This is a genomic window from Micromonospora sp. NPDC049301 (genome assembly GCF_040678715.1).
Taxonomy (GTDB): domain Bacteria; phylum Actinomycetota; class Actinomycetes; order Mycobacteriales; family Micromonosporaceae; genus Micromonospora.
Map to the genome: position 1 here is coordinate 612166 of NZ_JBFAQO010000003.1, position 18969 is coordinate 631134.

Genomic DNA, 18969 nt, shown 5'->3' on the forward strand with positions numbered 1-18969 from the left:
ATGCGGCACTCACGAGCCGCGGTCCGGCGGCTCACCCTGCATCCCCGCCGGATGCTCGCGGTCGGAGCCGTGCTGGTGCTCGCCGCCGGTCCGGTGGCGCTCGCCCCCGAGCCGACCCCCGGGGCGGCGACCCCGGCCGCGTCCGCGCCGTCGTCGAACCCGGCGGACCGGGGCACCGAGCTCTACCTGCAGCAGTGCGCGAGTTGCCACGGTGAGCAGGGGCGGGGCACGCAGCGGGGTCCGTCGCTGATCGGCGTCGGCCCCGCCTCGGTCGACTTCCAGGTCTCCACCGGACGGATGCCGCTGTCGCGGGAGGAGCAGCAGGCCCGGCGCGCGGAACCGGTGTTCTCGGCCGACGACATCCGCGCACTGGTGAGCCACGTCGGCAGCTTCGGCGGGGGTGGTCCGCAGATACCCCGGGTCGCCCCGGGCAACCTGGCCTCCGGTCAGGAGATCTTCGCCGCCAACTGCGCACCCTGTCATGGGGCCACCGGCGCGGGCACCGCGCTGACCGACGGTTGGACCGCCCCGCCGCTGTACGACGCCACAGCGACGCAGGTCGCCGAGGCGGTCCGGGTCGGCCCCGGGCTGATGCCGGTCTTTCCCAGCCAGGTGCTCGACGACCAGCAGGTCAACGACCTCACCGCGTACGTGCAGCGGCTCCGCGGTGAGCGGCTGGACCGGGGCGGCAACCCCCTCGGTCGGCTCGGCCCGCTGGCCGAGGGAGTGGTCGCCTGGGTGGCCGTCCTGGGTCTGCTGGTGGCAGCCGCGCGGTGGCTGGGCAGGAGGGCGGGGGAGTGAGCGCGCGGCGTCCCTCGGCGAGCGAGCGGGCGGCCAGTCGCCGGACCGTCGTCGCGTTTCTGGTCAGCGCCGCCGGGGCGGTGGGCTTCGCGGTGACGTACGCGGTGGGCGGCGACACCCGCTGGGAGGGGGTCTGTCTCGCGGTGGCCTTCGCCGGGCTGGCCGTGGGCCTCGCCATCTGGGGCCGGCGGCTCGTGCCGGTCGACGGGTACGTCGAGGAGCACGAGGGCTTCGCGCCGCCTCCGACCGAGCAGGCGATGACCGCCGCGGTGCTCGCCGCGCCGGACAGCCCGGTGCGGCGGCGGGGCCTGCTCGCCGCGCTCGGGCTCGCGCTGAGCGCGCTCGGCGCCGCCGCGCTGTTCCCGCTGCGCTCCCTGCTGCCCTCCGGTCGGGCCCACCCGCTGCAGGCACGCAGAGACACCCCATGGGAACCCGGCGTGCGGCTGGTCACCGCGGACGGACGGCCACTGCGGCTGCAGGACGTGCCCGCCGGCACCGCGGTCGGGATCTTTCCCGAGGGCCACCTCGACACCGGGGACGGCCCCGCTTTCGCGGTCCGCCTTGATCCGGAACGCTTCTCCCGCCCGCCCTCCGCCGGTCACCTGAACGGGCTGGTCGTCTACTCGCTGCTCTGCACGCACGCAGGGTGCCCGGTCCGGATCTACCTCAAGGGCACCGGGCAGGTGCTCTGTCCCTGCCATCAGTCCTCCTTCGACCTGCTGGCAGATGCCCGGCCGGTGGCCGGTCCGGCGGCCCGGGCGCTTCCAGGGCTGCCGATCGAGGTCGGACCGGACGGCTTCCTCCGCGCGACCGGTGACTTCACCGTGCCGCCCGGTGCGGGCTTCTGGAGCTCACCATGATCACCGACCGGCTGGCCCGGGCGCTGGACGACCGGCTACGGCTCTCGCCGATCACCCGCCGGGCGCTGGTGAAGGTCTTTCCCGACCACTGGTCGTTCATGCTCGGCGAGATCGCGCTCTACTCGTTCATCGCGCTGATCCTCACCGGCGTCTACCTGACCTTCTTCTTCGACGCCAGCTCCACCGACCGGGTCTACCGCGGTGCGTACGCCCCGTTGGACGGCGCCACCACCTCCGCGGCGTACGCCTCGACGGTGCGGCTCAGCTGGGACGTGCGGGCCGGCCTGCTGATCCGGCAGACCCACCACTGGGCCGCGCTGGTCTTCGTCGCGGCCATCGTGCTGCACCTGGCGCGGATCTTCTTCACCGGGGCGTTCCGCAAACCCCGCGAGCTCAACTGGCTGATCGGCGTGACCATGCTGACCCTCGCCCTGGCCAACGGCTTCACCGGCTACTCCCTGCCCGACGACCTGCTCTCCGGGATGGGCCTGCGGATCATCACCTCGGTGGTGGAGTCGATCCCCCTGGTCGGGGCGTGGCTGGTTTCCCTGGCCCTGGGCGGGGAGTTCCCCTCCGACGAGATGATCCCTCGGATGTTCGTCGCCCACGTGCTGCTGGTGCCGGCCGTCCTCGTCGCCCTCGTGTCGCTGCACATGGGCATCCTGGTGCGGCAGAAGCACAGCCAGTTCCCCGGTCCGGGGCGGACCGAGCACAACGTCGTCGGCTCCCGGCTGTGGCCGAGCTACACCCTGCGCACGCTCGCCCTGTTCGCCTGGGTGCTGGCGGTACTGTTCGCCCTCGGCGGCCTGATCCAGATCAACCCGGTCTGGCTCTACGGCCCCTTCGAACCGGCCCAGTCCACCGCGCCGGCCCAGCCCGACTGGTACGTCGCCTGGGGTGATGGGGCCCTGCGGCTGTTCCCGCCGCTGGAGTTCCGCGTCGCCGGGCATCTGGTGCCCGCGCCGTTCTTCCCCGGCGTGGTGCTCGGCGGGTTGACCTTCCTCGTCCTCTACGCGTGGCCGTTCGTCGAACGGCTGCTGACCGGCGATCGCCGGCAGCACCACCTGCTCGACCGGCCCCGCGACCATCCCGTCCGGATGGGCATCGGTGTGGCCGCGCTGACCTTCTACGCGGTACTCACGGTGGCGGCCGGCGACGACATCATCGCCCGCCTGCTGCGGGTGCCGATCTACGACCTGCTGTCGGTGTTCCAGGTGCTGGTGCTCGTCCTGCCGATCCTGGCCGGGGCGCTCGCCTTCCTGACCGCGCGGGCGCTGCACCGCGGCGGCGCAGCCGGCGTCGGCGAACTCACCCGCGCGGACCTGCGGCGGGCCGCCCACCGCTCGCCTCACCCGCCCGAGGGCGAGGGTGAACCGGAAACACCCGCCCTGGACAGGCCGGGGGAGCGGATCGAGCTGTGGCCGGAGGGCGACCTGTGGCGTTGGCGTTACCGCGACGAGGCCCGGCACCTCGTCATCGGCGGGAACCGGGCCCTGCGCTCGGAGGAGGAGGCGATCTCGGCCTCCCGGCTCGCGTACCCGGGGGTCGACCGGGTGGTGGTGCCCGGACCGCCGCCGGCGCCACCGCCCGGGCCGATCCGCGCCGCCCTGCGCCGTTGGGGCCGGGCGGCGGCCGTCGGGTCGCTGCTGCTCGCAGCCCTCGTCGAGAAACGGCGGGACCGCCGGGAGCGGGAACGGGTGGACGGCCCGACGCCGCCGGAGCCGGCGGAAGAGGCGCCGACCGGGGATGGGCGGACATGACACACCTGGTGGGGCGCGTGGAGGGAAGTCCCCAGACCGCTCCGGCGGCCACGTGGACCGCCCCAGCCGGATCAGACCTGCGTGATGACGTTCTTGCCGTACGAGGAGAGGGTCTTCTCCTTGTCGTCGTGCATGAGGTAGAGGGCGAAGTTGTGCACCCCGATCTCCTTGAGCTCCTGCAGCCGGTCGACATGGGCTGACTCGGGGCCGACGAGGCAGAACCGGTCGACGATCTCATCGGGCACGAAGTCGGTGGACGGATTGCCGGCGCGGCCGTGGTGTGCGTAGTCGTAGCCTGCGCGCCCCCTGATGTAGTCGGTGAGCGCCTTCGGCACGACCCCGGAGTCGCCGTAGCGGGCGACCAGGTCGGCGACGTGGTTGCCGACCATGCCGCCGAACCAGCGCAGCTGATCCCGTTGGTGCGCGAGGTTGGTGCCCACGTAAGCCGGCGCGGCCACGCACATGGTGATCGAGTCGGGGTCTCGACCTGCTGCGGTGGCCGCATCGCGTACCGAGCCGATCGTCCAGCGGGCGATGTCGGGATCGGCCGTCTGCAGGATGAAGCCGTCGGCCTGCTCGCCGACCAGCCGCAGCGCCTTCGGGCCGTAGGCGGCCATCCAGATCTCCAGCCTGCCGTCACGCACCCACGGGATGCGCACCGGCGTACCGTGGTGTTCGACCTCGTTGCCTTCGGCCAGCTCTTTGATCACGTGCATCGCTTCTTTCAGCGTGGCCAGGCTCGCCGGCGGCTGCCCGATGACCCGCCGGGCCGAGTCGCCGCGACCGATCCCGCACACCGTGCGGTTGCCGAACATGTCGTTGAGCGTGGCGAAGAGCGACGCGGTGACCGACCAGTCGCGGGTGCTCGGGTTGGTCACCATCGGCCCGACGATCAGGTGCTTGGTTGCGGCGAGGACCTGCGAGTAGATGACGAACGGCTCCTGCCACAGCACGCAGGAGTCGAACGTCCACCCGTAGCGGAACCCGTTGTCCTCGGCGGCGGTGAGGCCGGCCACGACGTCGCGAGCTGGCGGGTCGGTCTGGAGTACGACACCGAAGTCCACGGCTCCTCCTTCTAGACCAGGTACTGACTGAGATCGCGCTTCAGGAACCTGCCGTGCCCGGCCGCGCCGTGAAAGGCGTTGTCGTCGACCACGACTCGACCACGGGACAGCACGGTGGAGACCTTTCCGGTCAGCTCCATGCCCTCGTACGCGGAATAGTCCACGTTCATGTGGTGTGTGCTGGCCGAGATGGTCTGCTGGGCCGTCGGGTCGTACACCGTGATGTCCGCGTCGGCGCCCGGCGCGATGACGCCCTTACGCGGGTAGAGCCCGAACATCCTGGCGGGCGTGGTCGAGCTGATCTCCACCCAGCGCGGCAGGGTGATCTCGCCTTTCACGACGCCCTGATAGAGCAGGTCCATCCGGTGCTCGACGCCGGGCATCCCGTTCGGGATCTTGGAGAAGTCTCCCCGGCCCAGCTCCTTCTGGTCCTTGAAGCAGAAGGGGCAGTGGTCGGTGGACACCAGCGACAGGTCGTTGGTGCGCAGGCCCCGCCACAGTTCCGCCTGGTGCTCCTTGGGGCGCAGCGGGGGAGAGGCGACGTACTTCGCGCCCTCGAAGTCGGGCCTGGCCAGATCCTCCAGCGACAGGAACAGGTACTGCGGGCAGGTCTCGGCGAACACGTTCTGCCCGGTGTCACGCGCCTGGGTGACCGCGTCCAGGGCGTGCGCGGCGGAGAGGTGCACGATGTACAGCGGCGAGCCGGTGACCTTGGCCAGCGCGATCGCCCGTGAGGTCGCCTCGCCCTCCAGCTCGGGCGGCCGGGTCAGGCCGTGCTGCACCGGGTCCGTCTGACCGTTGGCCAGCGCCTGCGCGACGAGCTGGTCGATGGCGATGCCGTTCTCCGCGTGCATCATGACCATCGACCCGGTGTCCCGAGCCTTCTGCATCGCCCGCAGGATCTCCCCGTCCGTGGCGTAGAAGACCCCCGGATAGGCCATGAACATCTTGAACGTGTTGACGCCCGCGTCGATGCAGGCCTCCATCTCCTTCAGAGACGTGTCGTTGACGTCGGAGATGATCATGTGGAACCCGTAGTCGATCGCGCAGTTGCCGTCGGCCTTGCTGTGCCACTTGTCCAGCGCGGACAGCACGGACGTGCCCTTGCCCTGCACGGCGAAGTCGACGATGGTCGTCGTGCCGCCCCAGGCTGCCGCGATCGTCCCGGTCTCGAAATTGTCCGCCGAGAACGTGCCGCCGAACGGCATCTCCATGTGGGTGTGACCGTCGATCCCGCCCGGCACCACGTACTTCCCGGCGGCGTCGATCACGCGCTCGGCACCGGACGCCCACTGCTCGGCCAGACCCGAGTCGGGCGCGGCGAGCGCCGCTATCCGCTCGCCCTCGACCAGCACGTCCGCCGGGTACGCCCCGGTGGCGTTGACGACTGTTCCGTTGCGGATGACGATGCTCACGGCTTCACCAGCGATTCATACGTGTCGGGACGGCGGTCGCGGTAGAAGGCCCACAGGTCACGGACCTCGGCCAGCTTGTCCATGTCCAGGTCGCGGACGACGACCTCCGCCTCGCTGTCCGACGCCGCGTCGCCGACCAGTTGCCCGCGCGGGTCCACGAAGTACGACTGGCCGTAGAAGTCGTTGTCACCCAACGGTTCCACGCCGACCCGGTTGATCGCGCCGACGTAGTACTCGTTGGCGACCGCGGCCGCGGGCTGCTCCAGCCGCCACAGGTACTCCGACAGCCCACGGCTGGTCGCCGACGGGTTGAAAACGATCTTCGCACCGGCCAGGCCGAGTGCCCGCCAGCCCTCGGGGAAGTGCCGCTCGTAGCAGATGTAGACGCCGATGCGCCCCACGGCGGTGTCGAACACCGGATAGCCGAGGTTTCCCGGCCGGAAGTAGAACTTCTCCCAGAACCCCTTCACCTGCGGAATGTGGTTCTTGCGGTGCTTGCCGAGGTAGGTGCCGTCGGCGTCGATCACCGCGGCGGTGTTGTAGTAGACACCGGGCTGCTCCTGCTCGTACATCGGCACGATCAGCACCACGCCGTGCTGCTCGGCGACCTCGCGCATCAGCGCGGTCGTCGGCCCGTCCGGGATGGCCTCGGTGTACGAGTAGTAGTCCGCGTCCTGGATCTGGCAGAAGTACGGGCCGTAGAACAACTCCTGCAGGCAGACCACCTGTGCGCCCTGCGAGGCGGCGCTGCGGATGGCCTCGACCGCGTTGGCGATCATCGACTCCTTGTCGCCGGTCCACTTCTGCTGCACCAGCCCGGCTCGGATGATGGTGCTCATTTTTCCCCCTTCGCGTACGCGGTGCGCGGCATCGAAAGCGCCAGGTAGACGAGGAACCCGGCGATCAGACCGACCACCCAGCTGTAGTCGTAGAGCGGCTTGAGGAACGGGATGAGCCCGTCGGACGGGAACGGCCCCTTGCCGGGTGCGGAGTAGGCGCCACCCACCGCGAGGACCGCACCGACGACGGTGGCGACGATGGCGGCCCAGTTCCACCCGCCGGAGAACCAGTACCTGCCCTCGGGGCGGTACAGGGCCGGCAGTTGAAGGCTGGTGCGGTGGCGGATCCAGTACCCGGCGATGAGGACGCCGGCGACCGCGCCGAGCAGGCCGCCGTAGAACCCGAGCCAGACGAAGATGTAGATGTTGGGGTCCTGCACCAGGCGCCACGGCTGGATCAGGATGCCGAGCACGCCGGTGATCAGGCCCCCGGTCCGGAAGCTCACCAGTCGGGGCGCGGCGTTGGAGAAGTCGTACGCCGGGCTGACCGTGTTCGCCGCGACGTTCACCGACAGCGTGGCGACCACGACGGTGAACAGGCCGAGCGCGACGACAAGCGGGTTCTCGAACTTGGCCGCGAGCTGGATGGGGTCCCAGATCGCCTCACCGTAGATCACGGCCGTGCCCGAGGTGATCATGATCGACAGGATGGCGAAGAACGACATCGTGGTCGGCAGGCCGAGGATCTGGCCGTACGCCTGCTGCCGCTGACTGCCGCCGAACCGGGTGAAGTCGGGGATGTTCAGCGACAGCGTCGCCCAGAAGGCGATCATCCCCATCAGTGACGGCGCGAACAGCTTCCAGAAGTCGGCGCCCCAGCCCAGCTTCGACGGCTCGGACAGGATCGGGCCGAGCCCGCCGGCCTCGACCAGCACCCAGATCAGCAGGGCGACGGCGACCACGATGACGAACGGTGCGGCCCAGTTCTCGAAGCGCCGCAGGGTGTCCATGCCCCGCCAGATGATCGCCATCTCGATCGCCCAGAACAGGAAGAACGAGGCCCACAGCGTCCACGGGTAGTCCATGACCGTCGCCGCGTCGACCCACCAGGAGCCGAGCAGCTTGCCGGCGATCGCGTAGATCGCCTCGCCGCCGATCCAGGTCTGGATGCCGAACCAGCCGCAGGCGATGAAGGCGCGGAGCAGGGCCGGGAGGTTCGCGCCGCGGACTCCGTAGAACGCGCGGGCGAAGACCGGGAACGGGATCCCGTACTTCGTGCCCGCGTGGCTGTTCAACAGCATCGGGATCAGGACGAGCAGATTGCCCAGTGTGATCGTGAGGAACGCCTGCACCCAGTTCATGCCGAGCTGGATGAGCCCGGCGGCGAGCAGGTAGGTGGGGATGTTGTGCGCCATGCCGATCCACAGCGCCGCGAAGTTGTACGTCGTCCAGGTGCGCTTCTCGATGGGCACCGGGGCGAGTTCTTCGTTGAAGTACGGGCTGTCGGCGATCGTGGAGAAATCACGCAGCTCGACTCGGCCATCCGGATGGGTGATCTGTGTGCCCGGCTCGACCGCGGTGGTCTCGGCGGGGGGCAGGGGTTCAACGGCCATCGGTCACCTCCCTGTCACGCTGCCGCAACAGCGGCCGTCCAACCGGCGCTTGCTGCGGGTGGGGGCGGATCAGCACGATCTTTATCTCGGAATGGTGGGTGTCCCGGACCCGCCACGGGCAGCGGCAAAGTGTCCACGCTTGCCATGATCGGGGCACACTCTGTCCACAGGCGTGCCCGTACGGAGCTGTCAACCGCCACGGTGGATGGATTCGGGCCGTCCGCCGGACCGGTGACCCGTCACGCGTCGTCGAGTTCGTGCACCAGCAGCGCCACGTACAACGACAACATCGACTCCGGGTCCTCCAGCGACACCCCGAGCACCTGGGCGATCCGCGACAGCTGCTGGTAGTAGGCCGTACGTGACAGGTGCGCGGCGCCGGCCGCCGCCGACTTGTTCCCGCCCTGCTCGCAGAAGCAGCGCAGCAGCTCCATGAGCCGGCTGCCCTGGCTGTCATCGCGCGCCAACAGGGGCCCGAGCTCCCGGTGAGCGAAGGCCCGGACACGCTCGTCCTCGCGCAGCAGGTGCAGCAGGCCCCGCAGTCGCACGTCGTCCAGCCGGTGGTAGACCTGGGCGCCGGGGGAGCGTAGCGCGGCACCGGCGACGTGTGCGGCCTCGCCGAGACTGCGCCGCACGTCGGACACCTGCGACACCGTCGTGCCGACGGCCACCACCACGGCACCGGCCGCCGAGCGGTGAACTTCTCTGGCCAACCGCCGCAGGATCGCATCGACCTCCGCCTGCGCTGGCAACGACAACAACGCGCGCACGCTGGTGTCGTCCACGACGCCCACCAACGCCGGCACACTCACCCGTCGCGCGGCCAACGCGGTGGCCTCCGCGAGGTCCCGCAACACCTCCTGCGTGGCCAGTGCGGGGGCGCGCGGGGTGATGCTTCCCGGTCGGATCGCCACCCCGACCAGTTTCCGGCGGTCCAGCGCAACGCCCAACGCGGCCGCCCGGGTGGTCAGATCAGGAGGAGGCAGGGCCTGGCCGAGCAGTTGCGCGAGCAACATCCGGTGCGTCTGCCGCTCCAGGCTCTCCCGATCCCGCGCCACGAGCCGGTGCACCGCCAGGGCCGACGCGGCCCGCTCCGCGACCACCACGTGACGGTGCGGGGGAGGGGCTGGCGAGAGCAGAACGAGCCGTCCCCAGTCGGCGCCCTGCGCGCCGACTGCGGTGATCAGCCAGCCGGCCTCCTCGTCGTAGGCGGTCCGTTGGGACGCCGCCACGGCCCGGGATCGCTGCCCCCAGTCGGTCAGCAGCTCGATCGGGTCCTGCCCGGCCGCGTCGTACGCGAGCACGTCGTGCCCCAGCGTCTCCAGGACGACCGGCAGCCCGGAGATCCTCGCGACCTCGCGCAACACCTCGGCCGGCTCCGCCCCGGCGACCGTGAGCGCGGTGAACGTCTCGTGCACCTGCTCAGCCGCCCGCAGCTCGGCGAGCTGCGCGTCCACGATCAACGCCACGACCGCCTCCGTGACGGACACGAACTGGGTCTCCCGCGCCAGCGTGATCAATGGAAGCCTGTGTCGTTCCGCAGCCGCCACCAGCGCGTCGGGCACGTGGTCGCTCCAGCGCCGGACCAACTCCACCACGAGCCCCGCCGCGCCGACCGCGGCCAGGTCGTCCACGTACGCCGTCAGTGCCGTTGCCTCGTCCGGCAGCGCGATGCCGGTGGTCAGCACGAGCTCGCCGCCGCGCAGCAGATGAGCGATGTCGGCGACCTCCGCCGCATGAACCCAGCGGACGGGCCGCTGCATGCCGGCGGACCCCGCGACGACGCGTGGCCGACCGCGCCGGATCACAGGCAGTGCCACCGCTTCTGCGACCGTCGGGTACATGCCGCCTCCCCTGCGCGGTTGCACACAACGTAGCGCCATCGATGCCGACCCGTACAGGTTGTCGGTGGCGGCGACCACCGAAGTCTCGGGACACTCGGCTGAGGTACGAGATACGGAGGACGCGATGGCGCATCGGGAGTTGCTGCATCGACACCGGTCCGTGCTGCCGAAGTGGCTGGCCCTCTACTACGAGGAGCCGATCGAGATCGCCAGCGCGCACGGTCGCCGGGTGACCGATCGTGAGGGCCGCACGTACCTCGACTTCTTCGGCGGCATTCTCACCAACTCGGTCGGCTACGACGTGGCCGAGATCAGCGACGCGGTCCGCTCGCAGCTCGACACCGGCGTGCTGCACTCCTCGACGCTGTACCTGATCGAGTCGCAGGTCGCGCTCGCCGAGAAGATCGCGCACCTGTCCGGGATCCCGGACGCGAAGGTGTTCTTCACGAACTCGGGTACGGAGGCCAACGAGACCGCGTTGATGCTCGCCACGCAGTACCGGCGCAGCGGGCAGGTGCTCGCCCTGCGCAACTCGTACCACGGGCGCGCGTTCGCCACCGTCGCGATCACCGGCATCCGCGGCTGGTCGGCCAGTGAGCTCAGCCCGATCAGGGTGAGCTGGGTGCACGGTGGCTACCGGTACCGCAGCCCCTTCAAGGACCTGTCGGACGCCGATTACGTCAAGGCGTGCGTCGCCGACCTGCGCGAGGTGATCGAGACCGCGACCGCCGGCGACGTGGCGTGCATGATCGTCGAGCCGATCCAGGGCGTGGGCGGTTTCGCCTCCCCGCCCGACGGTCTGTTCCGCGAGTTCAAGAAGGTGCTCGACGAGTACGGCATCCTGCTCGTCTCCGACGAGGTCCAGACCGGTTGGGGCCGTACCGGCGAGCACTTCTGGGGCATCCAGGCGCACGACGTCGTGCCGGACGCGATGACCTTCGCCAAAGGACTCGGCAATGGTCTGGCGATCGGCGGTGTCGTCGCGCGCGCGGAACTCATGGACTGCCTGCAGGCCAACTCGATCTCCACCTTCGGCGGCAACCCGATCTCCACCGCGGGGGCCCTCGCCACCCTCAACTACCTCCTCGACCACGACCTGCAGGCGAACGCCGCGAAGCTGGGAAACCGCCTGATCCATGGCCTTCGCTCGGTCGCCGCGACGCATCCGGTGGTCGGCGACGTACGCGGAAAGGGTCTGATGCTCGCCCTCGAGCTCGTCGGCCCGGCCGGCGAACCCAACCCCGCGGCCGCAACCGCCCTGCTGGAGGAAGCGCGCAGTCGCGGACTGCTGGTCGGCAAGGGCGGCCTGCACGGCAACGTGATCCGGCTGGCGCCGCCGATGACGCTCACCGAGGACGAGGCCGACGAGGCGCTGGGCATCCTCGCCGAGGCGATCGAGGCGGTGTCGGCATGAGGATCACGCACTGGATCGGCGGCAAGGCATGGACCGGCATCGCCCAGCGCACGGGTGACGTGTACGACCCCGCGACGGGGCAGGTCGGCGGGCACGTCGACTTCGCAAGCGCCTCGGACGTCGACGAGGCGGTCACCGCCGCCCGCGAAGCCTTCTCCCGGTGGCGCAACGCCTCCCTCGCCCAACGCGCGAACGTGATGTTCGCGTTCCGCGAACTGCTCAACGCCCGCAAGTCCGACCTCGCCGAGATCATTACCGCCGAACACGGGAAGGTGCTCTCCGACGCGGCGGGCGAGATACAGCGTGCGCTGGAGGCGGTGGAGTTCGCCTGCGGCATCCCGCAGTTACTCAAGGGCGGGTTCAGCGAGAACGCCTCGAGCAAGGTGGACGTGTACTCGATCCAGCAGCCGCTCGGCGTGGTCGGGGTGATCTCCCCGTTCAACTTCCCGGCGATGGTGCCGCTGTGGTTCGTGCCCAACGCCATCGCCTGCGGCAACACCGTGGTGCTGAAGCCGAGCGAGAAGGACCCCTCCGCGGCGAACTTCCTGGCGGAGCTCTTCGCCGAGGCCGGGCTGCCGGATGGCGTGTTCAACGTCGTGCACGGCGACAAGGAGGCGGTCGACCGGATCCTCGAGCATCCGGAGGTCAAGGCGGTCTCGTTCGTCGGGTCGACGCCGATCGCCCGGTACGTCTACGAAACCGGAACGCGTAACGGCAAGCGGGTGCAGGCGCTCGGCGGCGCGAAGAACCACATGGTCGTGCTGCCTGACGCCGACCTCGACCTCGCCGCGGACGCCGCCGTCTCGGCCGGTTTCGGCTCGGCCGGTGAGCGCTGCATGGCGATCTCCGTCGTCGTGGCGGTGGATCCGGTCGGCGATGAGCTGGTCGGCAAGATCAGCGAGCGGATCGCCGGACTGCATGTCGGCGACGGTCGCCGCCCGGGCTGCGAGATGGGACCGTTGGTCACCGGGGCGCACCGCGACAGGGTGCGGTCATATCTGGACGCCGGCCGGTCCGCTGGCGCGAAGCTGGTGGTCGACGGGCGCGGTCATTCGATCGACGGTGACGACGCCGGCTTCTGGCTGGGGCCGACCCTCTTCGACCACGTCGACGTGGACATGTCCATCTACACGGACGAGATCTTCGGTCCGGTGCTTTCGGTGGTCCGGGTCCCCAGCTACGACGAAGCGGTCGACGTGGTGAACGCCAACCCGTACGGGAACGGCACCGCCATCTTCACCAACGACGGCGGCGCCGCGCGGCGGTACCAGAATGAAATCGAGATCGGCATGGTCGGCGTCAACGTGCCGATCCCGGTTCCGGTCTCGTACTACTCGTTCGGGGGTTGGAAGGACTCACTGTTCGGTGACTCGCACGCGTACGGGCCGCACGGCGTGCACTTTTTCACCAGGGCCAAGGTGGTCACCAGCAGGTGGCTCGATCCGTCCCACGGCGGCGTGAACCTCGGCTTCCCACAGAACAGCTGACGAATTGACGACGGCGCCTTCCTCCGCAGCAGGCCGTCAGGTCAGCTCACCTTCGGGGTGGCGCGGGAGATGATTGCGGCGAAGTCGACGCCGGTCGGTAGGGTGCCGTACGCCTGGCCGTGATCGCCGCCGAGCCGGGACGCGCAGAAGGCGTCGGCGACGGCGGGGTGGCCGTGCCGCACCAGCAGCGAGCCCTGCAGCACCAGGGCGAGCCGTTCGACGACGCGCCGCGCCCGCAGTTCGAGGTCGTCGAGGTCGGACAGGTCGGCCCGCACCTGGCGGACCGCGGCGTCGAGCCGTGCATCGGCGCCGGCAGCGGCGCTCACCTCGGCCTGGAACGCCTCCATGACCTGGGGTTCCTTGACGAGAACACGCAGGACGTCCAGGGCGGCGACGTTGCCGGAGCCCTCCCAGATCGAGTTCAGCGGCGACTCGCGGAACAGCCGCGGCATGCCCGACTCCTCGACGTAGCCGTTGCCGCCCAGGCATTCGAGGGCCTCGGCGGCGTGTGCCGGCCAGCGCTTGCAGACCCAGTACTTGCCGACGGCGAGGGCGAGCCGTTTGAACGCGGTCTCGCTGGCGTCGCCGCGCGCGGATCGGTCGGTCGCTCCGGCGAGGCGCATCATGAGGACGGTGGCGGCCTCGGACTCCACCGCGAGGTCGGCGAGCACGTTGCGCATCAGTGGCTGGTCGATGAGGTACCGGCCAAAGGTCTGCCGGTGGGTGGCGTGGTGGGCGGCGGTGATCACGCCTTGGCGCATCCCGGCCGCCGCGCCGATGACGCAGTCGAGGCGGGTCAGGTTGACCATGTCGATGATCGTGCGCACGCCACGGCCCTCGTCTCCGAGGCGCCAGGCGACCGCCTGCTCGTATTCCACCTCCGCCGAGGCGTTGGACCGGTTGCCGAGCTTGTCCTTCAGGCGCATCAGCCGCATCGGGTTGCGGGTGCCGTCGGGAAGGACACGCGGGACGAGGAAGCAGGTGATTCCGCCCGGTGCCTGGGCGAGGGTGAGGAAGATGTCGCACATCGGCGCCGACGTGAACCACTTGTGCCCGACGAGCCGGTAGGTTCCGTCCGGCTCAGGGCGGGCGGTGGTGGTGTTGGCGCGCACGTCCGAGCCTCCCTGCTTCTCCGTCATCGACATGCCCGCCAGCAGCCCCTGCTTGGCCAGCGGCGGACGCAGCCCGAAGTCGTACGTCGTGGCGGTGAGCAGCGGCTCGTACCGCGCGGCCAGCTCCGGGTTGTGCCGCAGCGCCGGGACTGCTGCGTAGGTCATCGAGATCGGGCAGCCGTGGCCGGCGTCGGGCCGCCACGTGTAGAACTTGGCGGCCCGGGCCACGTGTGCGCCCGATCGGGCGTCCGCCCACGGTGCGGCGTGCAGGCCGTGCGTGACCGCGGTGCGCATCAGCTCGTGCCAGGCGGGGTGGAACTCCACCTCGTCGATCCGATGGCCGTAGCGGTCGTGGGTGCGGAGGACCGGCGGATGCTCGTTGGCCAGCCGCCCGTACTCGATGGCCTGCTCGCTGCCGCCCAGGCGGCCGAGCTCGTGCAGCTCGGCGGCGGCCCAGCCGGCGCCCTCCCGCTCGAGCCCGTCGAGCAGTGCCGGGTCGTCCGCCGCGTCGTAGCCAGCGAGCGGGGGAACCTGGTTGAAGACCTCGTGTGTCGTCACGGCGATACTCCCAGCGCGCGGTGGATGAAGGTGATCAGGGCGGGGATGGTCTCCGGGCCGGCGACCCCGGCGGCCAGCGGACCGACCATGGCCTCGGCCAGGGCGCCGACCAGCGCGGTCGCGGTCAGCTCCGGATCTTGCGGGGGTAGTTCACCGCTCGCCACACCGGCCGCGACGTACCCGGCGATCAGTTCGGCGTACGCACGGCGGAAGACGAGCCGCTCGGCGTCGACCGCCGGGTCGACCGGCTCGGCGAGCAGGGCATACGCCAACCGTGGGGACTGCAGGGCGCGGCCGGAGAAGGTCTCGACGACGGCGGCCATCTGCTCGGCGGTGGAGGTCTCCAGCGCTGCGGCGCGCGCGACCGCGTCCACCTCGCGCTGGGAGGCCGTGCGGAACACCTCGGCGAACAGGTCGGCCTTGGTCGGGAAGTGCCGGTAGAAGCTGCCGGTCGCCACGCCGGCCCGCTCGGCCACGGCGGCGACCGAGCAGCCGGCGTACCCGTGCTCGGCCATGATTCCCAGTGCCGCGGCGATGATCCGTTCCCGGGAGGCGCTCAGCCGAGCCTTCACCCGCTCGGTGCTTCGGTACGCCATGCCAAGGATTGAACCATCATTCAGTCCTTGGCGACAAGGTGTCGTCACCCGCACCCCCGGTCGACTACTCGGCGCGGGGTCTGCATGCTGGGAACCCAGCCCGGGGCAGCCACGTCGTAGGGGGCATGACGGGTAGCAGCGCCCACGTACCCCATCCAACCGCCGCCATCGGCGTCCCCCGAGTCATGACTCCAGCCCGCGTGTTGGCACTGGCCCTGGTCGCCGGCCTGGCGCTGCTCACGGGCTGTACGGCGGCGCCGGCCCCCGTGCCGCCACGTGACCGGCACGTGCCGGCCGGCGGGTTCCGGCTCGTCGCGTTCGACTCCTGCCCGGAGGCGCTGCGGCAGTTGAAGACGGCTGCCAGGGCGTACGTCGGGCCGTGGGGGTTCGGGCCGAACGGGGACATCCGTACCTTCGGCCGCGCCGAACGGGCTGGGGTTCCCGCCGCAGCGGGGGCGGCGGACGCGGCGTCCACAGCTGCCGCCCCCGGCTACTCGGGCACCAACACGCACGAGGCCGGGGCCGATGAACCGGACCTGGTCAAGACCGACGGCAAGCGGATCGTCACCGTGCAGCACGGCAAGCTGTACGTCATCGACCCGGCCACCCGCCGGATGACCGGAGAGCTGGAGCTGGCACCGGGTGCCGATCAGGTCGGCGGAGGCGAAGACGACCTGCTGCTGCACGGTGACCGGGCGCTGGTGCTGCGCCGCGACGGGTGGGCCGGGAGGGGGAAACCGGCCTTCCCCGAGGGAGGCGGGCGCGTCGCGGACGCCCCGATGCCGGACGGCATCGTCGGCCCCCGGCTGATCATGGTCGACCTGTCCGGCGCGCCGAAGATCATTGGCGAGTACCGGATCGACGGCGATCTGGTGGACGCCCGCCAGGTCGGCACGACGGTCCGGGTCGTGGTCCGCTCCGCGCCCCGGCTGAACTTCCCGCATCGGGAACGGGCCACCGACGAGCAGCGCACCACCGCCAACCGCGAGATCATCGACAACGCCACCGTCGACGACTGGCTGCCCCGGTACGAGGTCACCTCCGGTGGGCGAACCAGCGCCGGACGGGTCGGCTGCGAACGGGTGAGCCGGCCGGCCGTCTACTCCGGCACGTCGCTGGTCACCGTGCTCAGCTTCGACCTCGGTGCGGCCACGCTCGGTGCCGGCGAGCCGGTCACCGTGATCGCCGACGGCGACACCGTCTACAGCAACGGACCCCGGCTGTACGTCGCCAACGATCAGCGCTGGCGGGTGCTGCCGATGCTGACCGCGCGGAACATCGCACCCGATCCCAGGGACGAGACCACCGAGATCTACCAGTTCGACATCTCGGGCGCCGGCGCTCCGCGGTACGTCGCCGCCGCGTCCGTACCGGGCTGGCTCATCAACCAGTACGCCATGTCCGAGTGGGACGGTCACCTGAGAGTGGCCACCACCAGTGGCCGTACCTGGGGCGACAGGCCGAACTCGACGTCCAGCGTGTACGTCCTGCGCGCCGACGGCACGGCGCTGACCCAGGTCGGCAGGGTCACCGGCCTGGGCAAGGGGGAGCGGATCTACGCGGTACGGTTCGTCGGCGGCACCGGGTACGTGGTCACCTTCCGGCAGACCGACCCGCTCTACACCGTCGATCTGCGTGATCCGGGGGCGCCGAAGGTGAGCGGCGAACTGAAGATCAACGGCTATTCGGCGTACCTGCACCCGGCCGGCGAAGGACGGCTGCTCGGTGTCGGGCAGGAGGCGTCCGACCAGGGCCGGGTCCAGGGCAGCCAACTCTCGCTCTTCGATGTCTCCTCTCCGGCCAAGCCGACCCGGATCGCCCAGTATCACGTCAAGCAGGGGCACTCCGAGGCGGAGTTCGACCCGCATGCGTTCCTCTACTGGCCCGCCGAACGTCTGGTCGTGGTGCCACTGGCCGTCTACGGCACGGGCCGGCCGAGCAACGTGGCTGTGGCTCTGCGGGCCGACGACGGCGGGTTCACCGAGGTCGGCACGGTCGACCACACGCTGGGCACGGGGCGTTCCGAGGGTCTGACACCGATCCGCCGGTCACTGGTGGTCGACGGAGTGCTCTGGACCGTTTCCGACGCTGGTCTCAAGGCGACCAGCCTCTCCACGATGAAGACCCTCGGCTGGCTGCGTACGGCGTGACCGGCATGGTGGTGTCCGGGGTGACCGGCCGCGCACCGTCCTGGCGTCCGCGTCGACTACGAGTGATCGGGCCCATGGTGATCAGGCGGCGGGTACCGTGAACGCCGTGGAGGATCTCGGCGCGAAGGTCTCGTACCTTGCGCTCGCCGTCGGCACCCGGGTCTACGACGTCGAGTCGGCGCCCGTCGGCGTGGTCGAGCACGTGCTCGCCGACGAACGCTCCGACATCTTCCACGGCGTGATCGTGGCCCCGCCGAAGCCGTACGGTTCCCACCGCTTCGCCTACCGGGAGCAGATCGCCGACCTGTACGAGCGGGGGGTCGTGCTGTCGGTGCCCGGTGCCGAGATGCACGAGCCGGGCGAGGACACGCCGGCCAGAGAGGTCGAGGGCGCGGGTGACGACCCGGCGCAGGTGGGCCTTCGCCGCGCGTGGGAGTGGCTGAGTCGACCACGCTGAACCTGGCGGGCGGACTGGGCATTGCCTGCTGCCCTGCGAGTTCGACAGTCACCTGACGGGCCTGTCACACGGCCGAGGTCTCCGTGTTGTGTCGCTGCCGGAGGGAATCGGGCCGCACCCGCGTGCGGGGCATCGTGGCTCGCCGGAGAAGATGTCGGCATGACCGATCCCGCACTGCCCAAGCGCGTCGTCGTCACCGGTGCCACCGGCAAGCTCGGTCGCGCCGTGGTCGCGCACCTGCGTGCCATCGGCGTCGACGTCCTGGCCGTGGACCGCGCTGGCGGACGCGATCCCCGCGACGTCGACGGCGAGTTCCTCCTCGTCGACCTCACCGACTACGGGCAGGTGGTGGAGGCGGTCACCGGTGGCGCCGACGAGCACGCCGGTGGCGTCGAGGCGATCGTGCATCTGGCGGCGGTCCCGGCCCCCGGGCTGATGTCGAACGCGACCACGTTCGCGAACAACTCGGCGGCGACGTACAACGTCTTCGCGGCGGCCCGGGCGGCCGGGATCAAGCGGGTGGTGTGGGCGTCGAGTGAGACGGTGCTGGGGTTGCCGTTCGACACCCCGCCGCCGTACGCGCCGGTCGACGAGGAGTACGCGCCGCGACCGGAGTCGACGTACTCGCTGAACAAGGCGCTCGAGGAGGAGATGGCCCGGCACTTCTGCCGGTGGGACCCGGAGCTGGTGATGGTGGGTCTGCGGTTCTCCAACGTGATGGACGTCGAGGACTACGCGCCGTTCCCCTCCTTCGACGCGGACCCGGCGCTGCGCCGGTGGAACCTGTGGGGCTACATCGACGCCCGCGACGGCGCCCAGGCGGTCGAGCGTGCTCTTGCCCACGACCAGCCGGGCGCCGAGGTCTTCATCATCGCCAACGCCGACACGGTCATGAGCAGGTCCAGCGCCAGCCTGATGGCCGAGGTCTACCCGGGTGTCGAGATCCGCAAGGAGCTCGGTGAGCACGAGACGCTGCTCAGCATCGACAAGGCGCGACGGGTGCTGGGTTACGAGCCCCAGCACTCATGGCGGGACCACGTGGATCTGCTGTAGTCCAGG

Annotated in this window: 15 protein-coding genes; 8 read left to right on the top strand and 7 right to left on the bottom strand. The window is 70.5% G+C overall.

Going from position 1 to position 18969, the window contains the following annotated elements; all coding sequences use genetic code 11:
* The 3 genes from AB0K07_RS12725 to AB0K07_RS12735 are packed head-to-tail and all read left to right on the top strand — an operon-like array spanning position 1 to position 3421.
* Positions 1-801 carry a c-type cytochrome gene (locus tag AB0K07_RS12725; protein ID WP_363754079.1) on the top strand — a complete coding sequence of 267 codons (801 nt, stop codon included), beginning with the start codon at positions 1-3 and terminating at the stop codon, positions 799-801.
* Complete coding sequence (locus tag AB0K07_RS12730) at positions 798-1661, top strand: Rieske (2Fe-2S) protein (RefSeq protein WP_363754081.1); 864 nt, start codon at positions 798-800, stop codon at positions 1659-1661. The genes AB0K07_RS12725 and AB0K07_RS12730 overlap by 4 nt, the downstream gene beginning before the upstream one ends.
* The gene (locus AB0K07_RS12735; RefSeq protein ID WP_363754084.1) at positions 1658-3421 is read left to right on the top strand and encodes a cytochrome bc complex cytochrome b subunit; all 1764 of its coding nucleotides are present in this window, start codon (positions 1658-1660) and stop codon (positions 3419-3421) included. The genes AB0K07_RS12730 and AB0K07_RS12735 overlap by 4 nt, the downstream gene beginning before the upstream one ends.
* 71 nt (positions 3422-3492) lie before the next feature.
* Here AB0K07_RS12735 and AB0K07_RS12740 read toward each other — a convergent pair whose 3' ends face one another.
* The 5 genes from AB0K07_RS12740 to AB0K07_RS12760 form a co-directional block, all read right to left on the bottom strand.
* Positions 3493-4485 (bottom strand): TIGR03842 family LLM class F420-dependent oxidoreductase, encoded by a 993-nt coding sequence (locus tag AB0K07_RS12740; protein WP_363754086.1) that lies wholly within the window; start codon positions 4483-4485, stop codon positions 3493-3495.
* Between the two features lie 11 nt (positions 4486-4496).
* Complete coding sequence (gene hydA / locus AB0K07_RS12745; RefSeq protein ID WP_363754088.1) at positions 4497-5900, bottom strand: dihydropyrimidinase; 1404 nt, start codon at positions 5898-5900, stop codon at positions 4497-4499.
* The gene (locus AB0K07_RS12750; protein WP_363754090.1) at positions 5897-6739 is read right to left on the bottom strand and encodes a nitrilase-related carbon-nitrogen hydrolase; all 843 of its coding nucleotides are present in this window, start codon (positions 6737-6739) and stop codon (positions 5897-5899) included. Before AB0K07_RS12750 ends, hydA begins: the two co-directional genes overlap by 4 nt.
* Entirely contained in the window at positions 6736-8292 is a 1557-nt protein-coding gene (locus AB0K07_RS12755) for an NCS1 family nucleobase:cation symporter-1 (protein ID WP_363754092.1), read from the bottom strand. Before AB0K07_RS12755 ends, AB0K07_RS12750 begins: the two co-directional genes overlap by 4 nt.
* A 239-nt stretch (positions 8293-8531) precedes the next feature.
* Positions 8532-10136, bottom strand: coding sequence for a PucR family transcriptional regulator (locus AB0K07_RS12760; RefSeq protein ID WP_363754094.1), 1605 nt, complete (start codon positions 10134-10136; stop codon positions 8532-8534).
* Between the two features lie 124 nt (positions 10137-10260).
* Here AB0K07_RS12760 and AB0K07_RS12765 point away from each other — a divergent pair, with 124 nt between their 5' ends.
* On the top strand, positions 10261-11550 hold the full coding sequence (locus AB0K07_RS12765; protein WP_363754096.1) for an aspartate aminotransferase family protein: 1290 nt from the start codon (positions 10261-10263) through the stop codon (positions 11548-11550).
* Positions 11547-13037 carry a CoA-acylating methylmalonate-semialdehyde dehydrogenase gene (locus tag AB0K07_RS12770; protein ID WP_363754098.1) on the top strand — a complete coding sequence of 497 codons (1491 nt, stop codon included), beginning with the start codon at positions 11547-11549 and terminating at the stop codon, positions 13035-13037. Before AB0K07_RS12765 ends, AB0K07_RS12770 begins: the two co-directional genes overlap by 4 nt.
* Before the next feature lie 41 nt (positions 13038-13078).
* On the opposite strand, the gene AB0K07_RS12775 is transcribed toward AB0K07_RS12770, so the two are convergent.
* Both AB0K07_RS12775 and AB0K07_RS12780 read right to left on the bottom strand, forming a co-directional pair.
* On the bottom strand, positions 13079-14707 hold the full coding sequence (locus tag AB0K07_RS12775; RefSeq protein ID WP_363754101.1) for an isovaleryl-CoA dehydrogenase: 1629 nt from the start codon (positions 14705-14707) through the stop codon (positions 13079-13081).
* The gene (locus AB0K07_RS12780; RefSeq protein WP_363754104.1) at positions 14704-15303 is read right to left on the bottom strand and encodes a TetR/AcrR family transcriptional regulator; all 600 of its coding nucleotides are present in this window, start codon (positions 15301-15303) and stop codon (positions 14704-14706) included. The genes AB0K07_RS12775 and AB0K07_RS12780 overlap by 4 nt, the downstream gene beginning before the upstream one ends.
* A 185-nt stretch (positions 15304-15488) precedes the next feature.
* On the opposite strand from AB0K07_RS12780, the gene AB0K07_RS12785 reads away from it, so the two are divergent.
* From AB0K07_RS12785 to AB0K07_RS12795, 3 genes are all read left to right on the top strand, one after another.
* Positions 15489-17453 carry a beta-propeller domain-containing protein gene (locus AB0K07_RS12785; RefSeq protein WP_363754107.1) on the top strand — a complete coding sequence of 655 codons (1965 nt, stop codon included), beginning with the start codon at positions 15489-15491 and terminating at the stop codon, positions 17451-17453.
* Positions 17454-17559: 106 nt separating this feature from the next.
* On the top strand, positions 17560-17910 hold the full coding sequence (locus AB0K07_RS12790; protein ID WP_363754109.1) for a hypothetical protein: 351 nt from the start codon (positions 17560-17562) through the stop codon (positions 17908-17910).
* Positions 17911-18069: 159 nt separating this feature from the next.
* On the top strand, positions 18070-18963 hold the full coding sequence (locus AB0K07_RS12795) for an NAD(P)-dependent oxidoreductase (RefSeq protein ID WP_363754111.1): 894 nt from the start codon (positions 18070-18072) through the stop codon (positions 18961-18963).
* Positions 18964-18969: the final 6 nt, after the last annotated feature.

Coding starts and splice junctions, on each gene's coding strand:
- AB0K07_RS12725 (WP_363754079.1), top strand. CDS start 1: ATGCGGCACTCACGAGCCGCGGTCCGGCGGCTCACCCTGCATCCCCGC.
- AB0K07_RS12735 (WP_363754084.1), top strand. CDS start 1,658: ATGATCACCGACCGGCTGGCCCGGGCGCTGGACGACCGGCTACGGCTC.
- AB0K07_RS12750 (WP_363754090.1), bottom strand. CDS start 6,739: ATGAGCACCATCATCCGAGCCGGGCTGGTGCAGCAGAAGTGGACCGGC.
- AB0K07_RS12755 (WP_363754092.1), bottom strand. CDS start 8,292: ATGGCCGTTGAACCCCTGCCCCCCGCCGAGACCACCGCGGTCGAGCCG.
- AB0K07_RS12760 (WP_363754094.1), bottom strand. CDS start 10,136: ATGTACCCGACGGTCGCAGAAGCGGTGGCACTGCCTGTGATCCGGCGC.
- AB0K07_RS12765 (WP_363754096.1), top strand. CDS start 10,261: ATGGCGCATCGGGAGTTGCTGCATCGACACCGGTCCGTGCTGCCGAAG.
- AB0K07_RS12770 (WP_363754098.1), top strand. CDS start 11,547: ATGAGGATCACGCACTGGATCGGCGGCAAGGCATGGACCGGCATCGCC.
- AB0K07_RS12780 (WP_363754104.1), bottom strand. CDS start 15,303: ATGGCGTACCGAAGCACCGAGCGGGTGAAGGCTCGGCTGAGCGCCTCC.
- AB0K07_RS12785 (WP_363754107.1), top strand. CDS start 15,489: ATGACTCCAGCCCGCGTGTTGGCACTGGCCCTGGTCGCCGGCCTGGCG.
- AB0K07_RS12795 (WP_363754111.1), top strand. CDS start 18,070: ATGACCGATCCCGCACTGCCCAAGCGCGTCGTCGTCACCGGTGCCACC.